This window comes from Psychrobacter immobilis, assembly GCF_003148585.1.
Taxonomy (GTDB): Bacteria; Pseudomonadota; Gammaproteobacteria; order Pseudomonadales; family Moraxellaceae; genus Psychrobacter; species Psychrobacter immobilis.
Genome location: NZ_QGGM01000036.1, coordinates 1 through 1148, shown reverse-complemented (window position 1 = coordinate 1148; position 1148 = coordinate 1). Strand labels below are relative to the sequence as shown.

At 37.9% G+C, this 1148-nt stretch carries 1 rRNA gene and 1 pseudogene; both read right to left on the bottom strand.

Going from position 1 to position 1148, the window contains the following annotated elements:
- Window positions 1-165 precede the first annotated feature (165 nt).
- A pseudogene (locus C8D84_RS14045) lies at window positions 166-435 on the bottom strand (4-fold beta flower protein); the annotation flags it as partial.
- Between the two features lie 585 nt (window positions 436-1020).
- Window positions 1021-1135, bottom strand: a 5S ribosomal RNA gene (gene rrf, locus C8D84_RS13695).
- Window positions 1136-1148: the final 13 nt, after the last annotated feature.

Sequence of the window (1148 nt, the reverse complement as noted above, 5' to 3'; positions counted from 1 at the left end):
GAGATCGCCAAGACAGGTTTGGGTTGATTTCTACCGTCAGGCTGCGTAATTAAAATCTCCCAAGTTTAGGTGTACGGATTTGACAGCAGGGGTCATAATGTAAAAAATAACTATTAAAGAAACTATTTATAACTGATTAAAAAAGTATCTATTAACGTAGTTTTTCTAAGCATTCAGCCACTGATTCCAATTTAATTTTGACCATCCACCTAAAGGATTTAATGGTTTTAGAGGTTGAAGTAGATTTAAAGGTTTCAGTGGACGAAGTGGTTGTAACGGCTTTAACGGCCTCAAAGGAGTAAATGGTTTTAAAGCACCACTTGGAGTAGTCCCATCAAGCCATAAAACAGGCTTACCATTGCGATCAAGTAGCGAACCTCTATTAAATGGACCTAACCACTGCAATGAATTCGACGCAAAGAAATTACCGTCGCTTAAGAAAGCAACTCAATGTAAGTTTAAATCAAAAACATCTTCTCCATCGAACCAACCTGATAGCTCTGCATATTGATCAAATATTGGCGTCATAAGTTTTCCTATACATGTTTAGGATTATTTTATGAATTTGGAATTAATTGTAAAGTTTATTAATCCTATAGGAGAAGTTATACCATATATAATCCTACACTTGTTGATAATATATTAAATGAGAATTGTTGAAGATGTTATTAGTAACAAAAAAAGTCCCCAACGTTTATTCGTTGGGGGCTCCATCTATAATAGATAACTGACGATGACCTACTCTCACATAGCCAGAGCCACATCACCATTGGCGCTACGATATTTTACTTCTGAGTTCAGGAAAGGATCATACAACTCCATCACGCTATCGAATACGGACTGATGCAGGTGTTGCGCCAAATACTTCATTCATAGATTGGTATACCCATAGGTTGGTAAAGGAGACTTTAAGATATGGATAACTCTTGAACGAAAAATAATTTCTGAAAGAAGTAGTATATAGCAAACAAAGAAAACCCCCCAACGAATTAACGTTGGGGGGTTTTACTTTGAATAGAGAGCTGACGATGACCTACTCTCACATGGGCGAACCCACACTACCATTGGCGCAATGATGTTTCACTTCTGAGTTCGGGAAGGGATCAGGTGGTGCCATCATGCTATTGTCGTCAGCAAAGGGGGTTAGA